Here is a 13,445-nt window from a genome sequence, read left to right on the forward strand (position 1 = left end):
TCGGGGGACGACCACCGCCTGTGGACCGGGAGGCAAGTTGTACCCCGGGTTCTCCACAGGTAAACCACCGGTGGATAACGTGTCTGAGCTGCGCAGACGTTAGTTCTCCACAGTTTCCACAGGTGCGATGAAGATGACGAGTTATCTCTTCTAAGACAACAAAAACCAATCATCACCGTTGGACTTCCTGTGGATTGGCCGGAACGCCGTCGTCGGTGGCTCTCCGGCACCGGAAGTCCACGGGGTCGGGCGCACAGCCGATGCCCACGCGCCCTAAGGTGCGATGGGTACCCGCACGGACAGGCGGGTCGGTAGGCAGCGGTCGGCATGAGAGAGTTGTCGCTGACGTCGACGCGGAGGCATTGATGAAGTTCCGAGTGGAGCGCGACGCGCTCGCCGAGGCCGTGGCCTGGACCGCGAAGAGCCTGCCCAGCCGGCCGTCCGTACCGGTGCTCGCCGGCGTGATGCTGCGCGTCACCGACGGCAACCTGCAGGTCTCGGGCTTCGACTACGAGGTCTCCAGCCAGGTCACCGTCGAGGTGCAGGGGGACGCCGACGGCGCCGCCCTGGTCTCCGGCCGGCTGCTGGCCGAGATCACCAAGGCGCTGCCCGCCAAGCCGGTGGACATCGCCGCCGTCGGCGCCCACCTCGAACTGGTCTGCGGCAGCGCCCGGTTCACCCTGCCCACCATGCCCGTCGAGGACTACCCGGCCCTGCCGGAGATGCCGGAGAGCGCCGGCACCATCGACGCCGCCGCCTTCGCCTCGGCGGTCGCCCAGGTCGCCGTGGCCGCCGGCCGCGACGAGACGCTGCCGATGATGACCGGCGTACGCATCGAGCTCTCCGGCGGCACGCTGGCCATGCTCGCCACCGACCGCTACCGGCTGGCCCTGCGCGAGATGGAGTGGCACCCGGACGACCCCGAGGTGAGCATCAACGCCCTCGTACCGGCCCGGACCCTGCACGACACCGCCAAGGCACTCGGCCCGATCGGTGGCCAGGTCACCATGGCGCTCTCCCAGGGCGCGGCCGGCGAGGGGATGATCGGCTTCGCCGGCGGCACCCGGCGCACCACCAGCCGGCTGCTCGACGGGGCCAACTACCCGCCGGTGCGCTCGCTCTTCCCGGCCAGCCACAACGCCGACGCGCGGGTGGCTGTCAGCACCCTCATCGAGGTCGTCAAGCGCGTCGCCCTGGTGGCCGAGCGGACCACCCCGGTGCTGCTCAGCTTCAGCGCCGACGGCCTGGTGGTCGAGGCCGGCGGCACCGAGGAGGCGCGGGCCAGCGAGGCCATGGAGGCCACCTTCACGGGCGACGCGCTGACCATCGGCTTCAACCCCCAGTACCTGATCGACGGCCTGACCAACCTGGGGGCCCAGTTCGCCGTGCTCTCGTTCGTCGACGCCTTCAAGCCCGCGGTGATTTCGCCCGCCGGCGAGGATGGCGAGGTCATCCCCGGGTACCGGTACCTCATCATGCCGATCCGCGTCTCCCGCTGATCGCACCCCGAGAAGACCCCGACGCACGGAGGTAGGAACACATGCAGCTCGGCCTGGTAGGGCTCGGCCGGATGGGCGGCAACATGCGCGAGCGGTTGCGCGCCGCCGGGCACGAGGTGGTCGGCTTCGACCACAACGCGGAGCTGAGCGATGTCGCGACCCTGGCGGAGCTGGCGGCGAAGCTGGAGTCCCCGCGGGCGGTCTGGGTCATGGTTCCCGCCGGCGTCACCGACGCGACCATCGACGAGCTTGCCGACGTCCTCGGCGAGGGCGACATCATCATCGACGGCGGCAACTCCCGCTTCAGCGACGACGCCCCCCGCGCGGAGCGGCTGAACGAGCGCGGCATCGGCTACCTCGACGCCGGCGTCTCCGGCGGCGTCTGGGGCCGGCAGAACGGCTACGCGCTGATGGTCGGCGGCGCCCAGGAGCACGTCGACCGGCTGATGCCGATCTTCGAGTCGCTGAAGCCGGAGGGCGAGTTCGGCTTCGTGCACGCCGGGCCGGTCGGCGCCGGGCACTACGCCAAGATGGTGCACAACGGCATCGAGTACGGCCTCATGCACGCCTACGCCGAGGGCTACGAGCTGCTGGCCAAGTCCGAGCTGGTCACCAACGTGCCGGGGGTGTTCAAGTCCTGGCGCGAGGGCACCGTGGTCCGCTCCTGGCTGCTGGACCTGCTGGACCGGGCCCTCGACGAGGACCCGGAGCTGGCCGAGCTGAGCGGCTACACGGAGGACACGGGCGAGGGCCGCTGGACGGTCGACGAGGCCGTCCGGCTGGCCGTGCCGCTGAACGTGATCACCGCCTCGCTCTTCGCCCGCTTCGCCTCCCGTCAGGACGACTCGCCGGCCATGAAGGCCGTCGCCGCGCTGCGCCAGCAGTTCGGCGGGCACGCCGTCCGCAAGCGCTGACCGGAATCCGCGCGCCTGTGTACGTCCGCCGGCTCGAACTGGTCGACTTCCGCTCGTACGAGCGGGTCGGCGTGGACCTGGAGCCGGGGGCGAACGTCCTGACCGGCGCCAACGGCGTCGGCAAGACGAACCTGGTCGAGGCGCTGGGCTACGTGGCGACCCTGGATTCGCACCGGGTCGCCACGGACGCCCCCCTCGTCCGGATGGGCGCCTCCTCGGCGGTGATCCGCTGCGCGGTCGTGCACGAGGGCCGCGAGCTGCTGGTCGAGCTGGAGATCGTTCCGGGCAAGGCCAACCGGGCCCGGCTGGGACGGTCGCCGGCCCGCCGGGCCCGGGACGTACTCGGCGCGCTGCGGCTGGTGCTGTTCGCCCCGGAGGACCTGGAACTCGTCCGGGGCGACCCGGCCGAGCGCCGCCGCTACCTCGACGACCTGCTGGTCAGCCGCCAGCCCCGCTACGCCGGGGTGCGGGCCGACTACGAGCGCGTGGTCAAGCAGCGCAACGCCCTGCTGCGCACCGCGTACCTGGCCCGCAAGACGGGCGGGTCGCGGGGCGGGGACCTGTCGACCCTGGCGGTGTGGGACACCCACCTGGCCCGGCACGGCGCCGAACTGCTCGCCGGCCGGCTGGAGCTGGTCGCCGCGCTGGGCCCGCACGTGACGAAGGCGTACGACGCGGTGGCGGCGGGACGAGGGGCCGCCGGGATCGCGTACCGGCCGTCGGTGGAGCTGGTCGAGCCCACCACCGACCGGGAGGCGTTGGCGGCCGCGCTCACCGCCGCGCTCGTCGAGTCCCGGACCGCCGAGGTGGAGCGGGGCACCACCCTGGTCGGCCCGCACCGCGACGAGCTGGCGCTGACCCTGGGACCGCTGCCCGCCAAGGGCTACGCGAGCCACGGCGAGTCCTGGTCGTACGCCCTGGCCCTGCGGCTGGCCGGCTACGACCTGCTGCGCTCCGACGGTATCGAGCCGGTGCTGGTGCTCGACGACGTCTTCGCCGAGCTGGACGCCGGTCGCCGGGAGCGGCTGGCGGAACTGGTCGGCGGGGCGAGCCAGCTGCTGGTGACGTGCGCGGTGGACGAGGACGTGCCGGCGTCCCTGCGCGGCACCCGCTACACGGTGGGCGAGGGGACGGTGCGGCGTGCCGGATGAGCAGCTTCCGCCGGCCCGGCTCGGCCCGGGCCGGGCCGGCGGAAGAACCGGCGGGGACTCCGGCGACGCGGCCGGCGGTGGCCCGAAGGAAGGCGGCGACGCGGCTGCCGGGGCGAGTGGCCCGGAGCTGGCGCGGGCCGTACTGGATGCCGCGCGGGCCCGCCGTGAGTCGGCGGCCCGCACGCGTCGGCGCACCCCCGGCGGGGGCGGCGGTGACGGCGAGGGCGGCCAGCGGCGCCTGCGCGGCTACTCCGGCCCGGGGCCGGACCCGCGCGATCCGCAGCCGCTCGGCGCGGTGCTCAACCGGCTCGTGAAGGCACGCGGCTGGCAGCAGCCGGCGGCCGAGGCGACGGTGTTCGGCGCCTGGGAGCGGGTGGTCGGCCCGGAGGTGGCCCAGCACAGCCGGCCGGTGAAGCTGGAGGACGGCGAGCTGACCGTGGAGGCCCGCTCGACCGCGTGGGCCACCCAGTTGCGGCTGCTGGCCGGCTCGCTGATCAAGCAGATCGCCAGCGAGGTCGGTCACAACGTGGTGCGCAAGCTGCACATCCACGGCCCCGCCGCGCCGTCCTGGTCGAAGGGCCCGCGCCGGGTCCGTGGCCGCGGCCCCCGGGACACCTACGGCTGACGTCCCCGCGCCTGGCCTCCGGTGACCCGGTCATGGACGCCGCCAACCGCCGGGCGGGCCCGCCGCCGCGAGGGCTCAGGCGTCGGCGTAGACGGCGAAGCCGCGGTCGGCGCAGCGTCGGTAGAAGGCGGCGAGCACGGCCAGCTCGGCGCAGGTGAAGTTCCACTGCGGCGGCTCGCCGCTCTCGTCGCGCAGCGCGTCCAGGCGGCTGTCGAGCCAACGCAGCTGCTGCTCGGCCAGCCGCCCGTCGGCGAGCAGCGAGCGCAGCACCTGGCTCACCGAGTCGAAGGTGACGGCCTCACCGTGCGTGCGGTGGCCCGTCACGAACCGCTCGATGCCGCCCGCCACCCAGGAACAGCCGTCGGGGTCGATCACCGGATCCTCGTCCTCGGCCGCCGCGTCCGTGGCGTAGAGCACACCCTCCAGGCCGAGCAGCAGGTCGACCAGCTCGGTGTAGGCGGTCGCCCGCACCGTGCCGGTCTTGGCGATCAGCTCGGCGAGCGCCGCGGTGGGCGCGGAGATGCGGGGCATGTCGACGATGTCGCCGAAGTCGACGAACTCGGCCGGCGCGACCGGGTCGTAGAAGCGGCCGGTCCGCGGCCAATGCACCGCGACGTTGTCCAGCCCCATCTGGCGTCACCTCTTCGAGAGCACGGGTAGTTCGTATCGGCTCGATCGTCCGGTTCCGGCGGGAAAAGATCAAGGCCGGGCCGGCGGCGTCGTGGCGGCGGCGTTTCCGGCCGTCCGACCGGCACCGATCGTCAGGCGGCGGCGCCCCCGAACGCCCCCTGGCGTGTAGGGGGAGTCGCAGGCGGCGCGGTTCGGGCGGCTACGTCGGTCTCAGCCGCCCCGCAGGGGGTGCCGAGTGGTGGTTCTGTCGTCCGCGCACAGTAAGATTGACCCCGAGACGAAGACCCGGTGCGGAGCGACGAGACACGGGCCCGGAGCGGGGCCCGCGATCATTGTCCATGTCGGGTCGAGCCGATCGCGATCCGCGGGCAACCGCGGCGACCGGCGCGTTCGACCCGTACCCCGGAATTGTCCCCGGTGCCGGTCCGCGCGTCGACGTCGCGTCCTGTCCGCCGAACCCGCGCCCGACGCTCCGCCAGGTGCGGACGGCGCGAGAAAGTGGCCGAGGGTGGCAGCGCAGGACAAGCAGGAGTACGGCGCCGGGTCGATCACCGTTCTCGAAGGGCTGGAGGCGGTCCGGAAGCGCCCCGGTATGTACATCGGGTCGACCGGTGAGCGCGGTCTGCACCACCTGGTGTGGGAGGTCGTCGACAACGCGGTGGACGAGGCGCTGGCCGGCCACTGCGACACCATCGACGTGGTGCTGCTCGCCGACGGCGGGGTCCGGGTCACCGACAACGGCCGGGGCTTCCCGGTCGACCTGCACCCGAAGCTGAAGAAGCCGGGTGTCGAGGTGGCGCTGACCGTGCTGCACGCGGGCGGCAAGTTCGACGGCAAGGCGTACGCGGTCTCCGGCGGTCTGCACGGCGTCGGCGTCTCCGTCGTGAACGCCCTCTCCACGAAGATGGCGGTGGAGATCCACAAGTCCGGGTTCGTCTGGCGGCAGCAGTACCACAACTCCAAGCCGACCCCGCTGGAGAAGGGCGAGTCGACCGACCGGACCGGCTCCGCGGTCGCCTTCTGGCCCGACCCCGACGTGTTCGAGACGGTCGACTTCGACTTCCAGACGATCTACCGGCGGATCCAGGAGATGGCCTTCCTCAACCGGGGCCTCACCATCCACCTGCTCGACGAGCGGGTCCCGGAGGAGGAGGACGGCCGGCAGCGCGAGGTCACCTTCTGCTACAAGGGCGGCATCGCCGACTTCGTCCGGCACCTCAACGCCTCCAAGAACCCGATCCACAAGACCGTGGTCGAGTTCGGCGCCGAGGAGGAGGGCATGTCGGTCGAGATCGCCATGCAGTGGAACGAGTCGTACGGCGAGTCGGTCTACACCTTCGCCAACACGATCAACACGCACGAGGGCGGCACCCACGAGGAGGGCTTCCGGGCCGCGCTGACCAGCGTCGTCAACCGCTACGGCGCCGACAAGAAGCTGCTCAAGGGCGACGAGAAGCTCTCCGGCGAGGACATCCGCGAGGGCCTGGCCGCGATCATCTCGGTCAAGCTGGCCAACCCGCAGTTCGAGGGCCAGACCAAGACCAAGCTGGGCAACACCCCGGTCAAGAGCTTCGTGCAGCGGGTCTGCAACGAGTGGCTGGTCGACTGGTTCGACCGCAACCCGGCCGAAGCGAAGATCATCATCCAGAAGGCGTCCCAGGCCGCCCGGGCCCGGATCGCCGCGCAGCAGGCGCGCAAGCTGGCCCGGCGCAAGTCCCTGCTGGAGTCCGGCTCGATGCCGGGCAAGCTGGCCGACTGCCAGTCCACCGACCCGCGCGAGTCCGAGGTCTTCATCGTCGAGGGCGACTCGGCCGGCGGCTCGGCCAAGCAGGGGCGCGACCCGCGGACCCAGGCGATCCTGCCGATCCGGGGCAAGATCCTCAACGTGGAGAAGGCCCGGATCGACCGGGTGCTGAAGAACAACGAGGTCCAGGCGCTGATCACCGCGCTGGGCACCGGCATCCACGACGACTTCGACATGGAGAAGCTGCGCTACCACAAGGTGGTGCTGATGGCCGACGCCGACGTCGACGGCCAGCACATCCAGACGCTGCTGCTCACGCTGCTCTTCCGCTTCATGCGCCCGCTGGTCGAGATGGGGCACGTCTACCTGGCCGCCCCGCCGCTCTACAAGATCAAGTGGAACAGGAAGGGCGACGACGCGCAGTACGCGTACTCGGACCGCGAGCGTGACGGCCTGATCGCGCTGCGGCAGCAGACGAAGCCGAACGCGAAGCCGGACGACATCCAGCGGTTCAAGGGCCTCGGCGAGATGAACTACCCCGAACTGTGGGAGACCACGATGAACCCGGCGACGCGTACCCTGCGTCAGGTCACGCTCGACGACGCGGCCACGGCCGACGAGTTGTTCAGCGTGCTGATGGGTGAGGACGTCGAGGCACGCCGCTCGTTCATCCAGCGCAACGCCAAGGACGTCCGGTTCCTGGACATCTGACGGGTCCCGGCGGGGTGGCCGGCCATCCACCGGCCGGCCCGCCGATCCACAGAGTTATCCACAGCGCGGCCGGTATCCACAGCCGTTATCCACAGCACGAAAACGACTCTGAGTCTGATAAGGGTTAACAGTGACCGATATCCCCGAGTCCACACCCAACGAGCCCGAGCTCCCCGAGACCATCGCCGCCGTCGTCGCGCACGACCGCATCGAACCGGTCGGGCTCGAGGTGGAGATGCAGCGCTCCTACCTCGACTACGCGATGAGCGTCATCGTCGGGCGGGCGCTGCCGGACGTCCGGGACGGGCTCAAGCCGGTCCACCGCAAGATCCTCTACGCCATGTTCGACTCCGGCTACCGGCCGGACCGGGGCTACGTGAAGTGCTCCCGCGTGGTCGGCGACGTGATGGGTCAGTTCCACCCGCACGGCGACTCGGCGATCTACGACGCGCTGGTCCGGATGGCGCAGCCCTGGTCGCTGCGCTACCCGCTGGTCGACGGTAACGGCAACTTCGGCTCGCCCGGAAACGATCCGGCTGCGGCTATGAGATATTGTCTGACCGGAGATGTCCGGATTCGTGTCGCCAGCGGTACTGTGCGAATCGGCGCCATCGTGCCCGGCGCGGCGCCGAGCAGCGAGACGGACATCGATCTCAAGGTCCGCGACCGCAACGGCGACCTGGTCCGCGCCTCGAAGTTCTTCCACTCCGGTGAGCACCCGACGCTGAAGCTGCGCACCCGCGAGGGGTACGAGCTGACCGGCACCCACAACCACCCGGTGCTCTGCCTGGTGGACGTGGCTGGCGTGCCGACCCTGCTGTGGAAGCTGCTGGCCGAGATCTCCCCGGGCGACCGGGCGGTGCTCCAGCGCACGGTGCCCGACGAGATCGGCTACCCGATGCTGGAGCACGTCGAGGCGGCCGTCCTCGCCGGTGCCTTCGTCAGCGAAGGCTGGGTCTCGGAGGGGCGGGCGGGCTTCAACAACGTCGACCGCGAGTTCTTCGTCCGGGTCCTCGCGGCCTACGACCTGGCCGTGGGGGGCCAGCGGTACGTCAGCCAGCGCACCATCGCCTCCGGCAGCCTGCTGCACGAGCTCGACGTCCAGAACCTCTCCGCCCTTCGGAAGAGCCTCCTTGGCGAGCTGGTCGGCGCGCGCAGCGCCGCCAAGTTCGTGCCCGAGTTCGTCTGGCAGGGGCCGGCGGCGGTCAAGCGGGCCTTCCTCCAGGCGCTCTTCGAGGGCGACGGCTCCTCGTCGCTGCTGCCGCGCAACACCATCCAGATCTCGTACTCGACCCGGAGCGAGCGGCTGGCCCGCGAGGTCCAGCAGCTGCTGCTGGAGTTCGGCGTCGTCAGCCGGCAGTGCCAGTACGACAATGGCGAGATCAAGGTCGTGGTGACCAACCGTCGCGACGCACGCATCTTCGCCGCCCAGGTCGGCTTCCTCGGCCGTAAACAGGCCAAGCTGGAGTCCGAGCTGGCGTCGGTCCCGGCGACCAGCACGGCGCTCTCCGGCGACCACGTGCCGCTGGTGGGTGACTTCATCCGGGAGCACGGCGCGACGCGCTGGACGGAGCAGGACTGGCTGCGCCGGCACAACGTCGACCGGATCGAGCGCTGGGAGCGGGACCGGGACGAGATCGCCGCGCGGATCACCGAGACCGAGGTGCTCGACGTGGTCGAGCCGCTGGTCGACGGCCGCTTCTACTACGCCGAGGTCGCCGACGTCGTCGACGCGGGCGTCCAGCCGGTCTACAGCATCCGGGTGGACACCGACGACCACTCGTTCGTCTCCGACGGATTCGTCAGCCACAACACCGAGTGCAAGCTCGACCCGCTGGCCATGGAGATGCTGCGGGACATCGACGAGGACACCGTCGATCTCCAGGACAACTACGACGGCCGGGCCAAGGAGCCCACTATCCTGCCGTCGCGGATTCCGAACCTGCTGGTCAACGGCTCCGAGGGCATCGCGGTCGGCATGGCCACCAAGATCCCGCCGCACAACCTGCGCGAGATCGGCGCGGCGGTGCAGTGGTGCCTGGAGCACCCGGAGGAGGACGAGGCCACCACCCTCGACGCGCTGCTGCAGATCGTCAAGGGGCCCGACTTCCCCACCCACGGCCTGATCGTGGGCACGCAGGCGATCCAGGACGCGTACCGCACCGGGCGTGGGTCGATCCGGATGCGGGCCGTGGTGGAGGTCGAGGAGGACAAGCGGGGTCGTCCCTGCCTGGTCGTCAGCGAGCTGCCCTACCAGGTCAACCCGGACAACCTGGCCGAGCGGATCGCCGAGCTGATCAAGGAGGGCAAGCTCGCCGGCATCGCCGACATCCGCGACGAGTCCTCCGGGCGTACGGGCATGCGGATCGTGCTCGTGCTCAAGCGCGACGCGGTCGCCAAGGTGGTGCTGAACAACCTCTACAAGCACACCCAGCTCCAGGAGACCTTCGGCGCCAACATGCTGGCGCTGGTCGACGGGGTGCCGCGCACGCTGAACCTGGCCCAGTTCATCCGCTACTACGTCGAGCACCAGATCGACGTGATCCGCCGGCGGACGGCGTTCCGGCTGCGCAAGGCGGAGGAGCGGGCGCACATCCTGCGCGGTCTGTCCAAGGCGCTGGACGCCCTGGACGAGGTGATCGCCCTGATCCGGCGCTCTCCCACGGTCGAGGACGCCCGGCAGGGTCTGATCCGGCTGCTGGAGATCGACGAGATCCAGGCGACCGCCATCCTCGACATGCAGCTGCGCCGGCTCGCCGCGCTGGAGCGGCAGCGGATCCTCGACGACCTGACCAAGCTGGAAGTGGAGATCGCCGACCTCAAGGACATCCTCGCCAAGCCCGAGCGGCAGCGCAGGATCGTGTCGGAGGAACTGGGCGAGATCGTCGCCAAGTGGGGCGACGAACGGCGCACCAAGATCGTGCCGTTCGAGGGCGAGGTCTCCATGGAGGACCTCATCGCCCGCGAGGACGTGGTGGTCACGATCACCCGTACGGGCTACGCGAAGCGGACCAAGGTCGACCTCTACCGGTCCCAGCGGCGCGGCGGCAAGGGAGTGAGCGGGGCGACGCTGCGGCAGGACGACATCGTCAGCCACTTCTTCGTATGCTCGACGCACGACTGGATGCTCTTCTTCACCAACAAGGGGCGCGTCTACCGGGCGAAGGCATACGAGCTGCCCGAGGCCAGTAGGGTGGCCAAGGGCCAGCACGTGGCCAACCTGCTCGCGTTCCAGCCCGACGAGCAGATCGCGCAGATCATCGAGATTCCGAACTACCAGGTGGCCCCCTACCTGGTACTTGCCACGAAGAACGGCCTGGTGAAGAAGACTCGGCTCGAGGAGTTCGACTCCCCCCGGTCCGGCGGCATCATCGCGATCAACCTGCGCGACGAGGACGAGCTGGTCGGGGCGGCGCTGGTTGCGCCGGAGGAGGATCTGCTGCTGGTTTCGAAGAACGCGCAGGCGATCCGGTTCAACGCCAGCGACGAGGCGCTGCGCCCGATGGGGCGGGCCACCTCGGGCGTGATCGGCATGCGCTTCAGCGAGGAGGACGTCCTGCTGGCCATGGAGGTCGTCCGCGAAGGGCTGGACGTCCTGGTGGCCACGAACGGGGGATACGCGAAACGCACCCCGATCGAGGAATACCCCGTGCAGGGCCGGGGAGGTAAGGGCGTGCTGACTGCGAAGATCACCGAGCGGCGCGGTGGTCTGGTCGGTGCGGTGGTGATCGACCCGGACGACGAGCTGTTCGCGATCACCAGCAACGGTGGTGTCATCCGGACTCCGGTGAAGCCTGTACGCCGTACGCGTGACCGGAACACAATGGGGGTCAAGCTGATGGACCTTCCGGATGGCGTGACTATCGTGGCGATTGCTCGCAATGCCGACGAGCCTGACGAACAGGACTAGTTGAATGACGGAGACACAGGCGAAGTCGGGGAACACGGGGACCTCGGCCACCCCGGTCGACGAGGAGGCCGCGAAGAGCGGCACACCAGCGACCGGCCGCGCGGCCGTGGGTCGGGCGACCGTCCCCGCCGACGCGCCTGCCCCGAAATTCACCCGGGCTCCCGGAATGACACCGCCTCCGGACAAGCCCTCGGAGGACGGCGACGCCGGGGACCGGACGGAAGCGGTGGGGGTCGACAAGCCGGCCTCGGCCACCAAGCCGGCCGCCGCCCCCGCACCGACGACGACGCAGCCGCTGAAGGTCGGTGCGGCCCAGTCGAGCGGCAGCACCGGGACATTGCCGCGGATCACGGGCGCCACCGGCACCCAGCCCCGCGTCACGGGCACCGCGAAGCCCCAGTCGGACGGCGGCCCGACCGGTGCCGGCCGCCCCGCCAACGGGGGCGGTCTGCCGCCGGGGATCAGCGGCGCCGCAGCCGTCGGGGCGGCACGCGTGGGTGACGCGGTACGCGCCGCGCGTACGTCGGTCAGCTCGGCCGCGTCGCGCGGGCCGCGCCGGGCCCGGCTGAACCTGAAGCGGATCGACCCCTGGTCCGTCATGAAGTTCGCGTTCGCGGTTTCGGTGGTGCTCTTCATCGTCGTGGTGGTGGCCACCTCGGTGCTCTACCTGGCCCTCGACGCGATGGGCGTGTTCACCAGCGTCAACGACAGCCTGACCGATCTGGTCAGCGCGGGCGGCGGCCAGAGCACCAGCGGCTTCCAGATCACCGCCAAGGGCGTGATCCTCAGCTCGGCGCTGATCGGCCTGGTCAACGTCGTGCTGTTCACGGCGCTCGCCACGCTCGGGGCGTTCGTCTACAACGTCTGCGCGGACCTGGTCGGCGGCATCGAGCTGACCCTCGCCGAGCGCGACTGAACCACCCTTGGAAGCCGGGGCACCGCCGAGCGCGGAGCCCCGGCTTCCGGGCATTCCGAGGCCCGTCATCGAGCGGCACGGACGGCGTAATCGGCTGGGCCGAGCGGGAGGCCTCCGGTAGGTTCGGAGGCGACGGCAACGCCCGAACGACGCGACGGCCCCCGATTTGGGGCCGGACGGACGGATGGGTTAACCTTGCTCGTCGCCACGCGGGGCTATAGCTCAGTCGGTTAGAGCGCAGAGCTGATAACTCTGAGGTCGCTGGTTCGATTCCAGCTAGCCCCACCGCACATCGTCCGACGGCAGTCGAGCGCGAGGGTAGGCATCATGTTCAAGAAGCTTCTGATCCTGGCCGGTGTCGTCGGTGTGGCAGCCGTGGTGGCCAGGAAGGTCAAGGCTTCCAACGACGAGCGCGCCCTGTGGCACGAGGCGACCACCGCGCCCGACCTGCGCTGACCTCGCCGGCACTAGCCGGCACCGGCGGCGTTGTCCGCCCCGGGGCCCTAGCTCAACTGGCAGAGCACTGCCTTTGCAAGGCAGGGGTTAGGGGTTCGAGTCCCCTGGGCTCCACCAACATCGCCTCTGACCAGGCGATTCCTCATCGCAAGATCAACGGGCACAAGCCGGGCGCAGGCTAGTTATGATCTTGCGGCCGGATGGACGCCTTGTCGGCACGTGCCGCTGCTGAGCTCAGGACCGAGCCAATGACGCCGCTGGGCCGGTCTCGCTTCGACAGGACGCCGTGCCAGCCTGTAGCCCAGACCCGGGCCGCCTCGGTCAGCTTGCCGATGAGCTCCGTCTTGCCCTCGGTGTACGCCTCACGGTCGTCTGGGAAGCGGCTGGCCAACTCTCGCTTGAGGGCCTCGTAGTCGGCACGGGCGTCAGGATGGGCTCGTAGGTAGTCCCGGAACGCCAGGACGTTCAGGTAGCGCGGTGAGCCGGTCGGCACCAGGTGCACGTGGTGGGTGCGATGGCCGGGGCGTGGCTTGCAGAACCAGTGCATGACCTCGGCGCGGTAGGGCCTGTAGCAGTAGCTCAGAGGCTTCAGCAGCTCGATGCAGGGACGCGACAGCTCAAGGTCTGCCACGCCGACCATGATGTCGATGACTGGTTTGGCGGCGAGGCCGGGCACTGCGGTGCTGCCCACATGGTGGATGCCGCCAGTGATCCAGGGACCGATGGTCTGACCGATCACGGCGGCCTCGGTGGCGAACCGCTCGGGCCATGCCGTGTCGTAGGGCTCAACGTGAACGGGGGCGTTGACCTCGTGCGATTCACTGCCATAGTTGTCCGGCACACCAGCATCCTGCCGGAGAAGTTGTGGCGTCGCAGCCCTCGGTGGCCT

At 70.3% G+C, this 13,445-nt stretch carries 10 protein-coding genes and 2 tRNA genes; 10 read left to right on the plus strand and 2 right to left on the minus strand.

Annotation, left to right across the window (positions count from 1 at the left end):
* The first annotated feature begins 365 nt into the window (after positions 1 to 365).
* The 4 genes from dnaN to KBX06_RS13160 are packed head-to-tail and all read left to right on the plus strand — an operon-like array spanning position 366 to position 4,189.
* Positions 366 to 1,499, plus strand: coding sequence for a DNA polymerase III subunit beta (dnaN, locus tag KBX06_RS13145; RefSeq protein ID WP_210834787.1), 1,134 nt, complete (start codon positions 366 to 368; stop codon positions 1,497 to 1,499).
* 41 nt (positions 1,500 to 1,540) lie between these two features.
* Entirely contained in the window at positions 1,541 to 2,413 is an 873-nt protein-coding gene (gene gnd / locus KBX06_RS13150) for a phosphogluconate dehydrogenase (NAD(+)-dependent, decarboxylating) (protein WP_210834788.1), read from the plus strand.
* 17 nt (positions 2,414 to 2,430) lie between these two features.
* The gene (recF, locus tag KBX06_RS13155; protein WP_210834789.1) at positions 2,431 to 3,564 is read left to right on the plus strand and encodes a DNA replication/repair protein RecF; all 1,134 of its coding nucleotides are present in this window, start codon (positions 2,431 to 2,433) and stop codon (positions 3,562 to 3,564) included.
* Positions 3,554 to 4,189, plus strand: coding sequence for a DUF721 domain-containing protein (locus tag KBX06_RS13160; protein ID WP_210834790.1), 636 nt, complete (start codon positions 3,554 to 3,556; stop codon positions 4,187 to 4,189). The genes recF and KBX06_RS13160 overlap by 11 nt, the downstream gene beginning before the upstream one ends.
* Before the next feature lie 75 nt (positions 4,190 to 4,264).
* Here the strand turns inward: KBX06_RS13160 and KBX06_RS13165 are convergent, their stop codons facing one another.
* Positions 4,265 to 4,819, minus strand: a complete 555-nt coding sequence (locus KBX06_RS13165) for a hypothetical protein (protein ID WP_210834791.1) — start codon at positions 4,817 to 4,819, stop codon at positions 4,265 to 4,267.
* 508 nt (positions 4,820 to 5,327) lie between these two features.
* Between KBX06_RS13165 and gyrB the strand changes: the two genes are divergently transcribed.
* The 6 genes from gyrB (at position 5,328) to KBX06_RS13195 (ending at position 12,673) form a co-directional block, all read left to right on the plus strand.
* A complete protein-coding gene (gene gyrB, locus KBX06_RS13170) occupies positions 5,328 to 7,274 on the plus strand; it encodes a DNA topoisomerase (ATP-hydrolyzing) subunit B (RefSeq protein WP_210834792.1) in 1,947 nt (648 codons plus the stop codon).
* A gap of 262 nt (positions 7,275 to 7,536) precedes the next feature.
* Entirely contained in the window at positions 7,537 to 11,184 is a 3,648-nt protein-coding gene (gene gyrA, locus KBX06_RS13175) for an intein-containing DNA gyrase subunit A (RefSeq protein ID WP_374225632.1), read from the plus strand.
* A 4-nt stretch (positions 11,185 to 11,188) separates the two neighbouring features.
* Positions 11,189 to 12,100 (plus strand): DUF3566 domain-containing protein, encoded by a 912-nt coding sequence (locus KBX06_RS13180; RefSeq protein WP_210834794.1) that lies wholly within the window; start codon positions 11,189 to 11,191, stop codon positions 12,098 to 12,100.
* Positions 12,101 to 12,311: 211 nt separating this feature from the next.
* Positions 12,312 to 12,385: transfer RNA gene (locus KBX06_RS13185), tRNA-Ile, on the plus strand.
* A gap of 42 nt (positions 12,386 to 12,427) precedes the next feature.
* Complete coding sequence (locus KBX06_RS13190) at positions 12,428 to 12,556, plus strand: DLW-39 family protein (protein ID WP_210834795.1); 129 nt, start codon at positions 12,428 to 12,430, stop codon at positions 12,554 to 12,556.
* Positions 12,557 to 12,597: 41 nt separating this feature from the next.
* Positions 12,598 to 12,673 (plus strand) — tRNA-Ala (locus KBX06_RS13195).
* 61 nt (positions 12,674 to 12,734) lie between these two features.
* Here the strand turns inward: KBX06_RS13195 and KBX06_RS13200 are convergent.
* Positions 12,735 to 13,397, minus strand: coding sequence for a GrpB family protein (locus tag KBX06_RS13200; protein WP_210834796.1), 663 nt, complete (start codon positions 13,395 to 13,397; stop codon positions 12,735 to 12,737).
* Positions 13,398 to 13,445: the final 48 nt, after the last annotated feature.

This window comes from Micromonospora sp. C31, from assembly GCF_018070575.1.
Lineage (GTDB): Bacteria > Actinomycetota > Actinomycetes > Mycobacteriales > Micromonosporaceae > Micromonospora.